The organism is Niveispirillum sp. FG148 (genome assembly GCF_057809655.1).
This window is the reverse complement of the sequence record NZ_JBMDKJ010000089.1, coordinates 1-315: the sequence shown is the minus strand read 5'-3', so window position 1 is coordinate 315 and position 315 is coordinate 1. Positions and strand designations below refer to the sequence as shown.

Below are 315 nucleotides of genomic sequence, written 5' to 3'. Positions count from 1 at the left end.
ATTCCTGCCTGCAGATCACGGCGCGGAGTCCCGGCTTCATGGCGGAACCTCCGGGCTTGGCGGACAGCATTCCGGCCAAAGCCATCAACGCCCGGCATGAAAACTGGGAGAAGCAACTGCCCCAGGACCCGCGTGATCTCTGGGATACGCTGGTGGGCTTCGATGCCGACAGCCGGGCGGCGCTGTTCGCCCATTGTGTCGGCCAGACGGTGCATGCCGTGCAATCGTCCGGCGAGTATGGGCCGGAGAGCCGGCATCATGCCGACGGGTTGGCAGCCGCCCTCCAACTCGACATGGCGGCGGTGGGATGGTTGC

At 66.0% G+C, this 315-nt stretch carries 1 pseudogene; it reads left to right on the top strand.

Going from position 1 to position 315, the window contains the following annotated elements:
• Positions 1-38: 38 nt before the first annotated feature.
• Positions 39-315 (top strand): annotated as a pseudogene (locus ACODTW_RS28320) (DNA-binding protein); the annotation flags it as partial.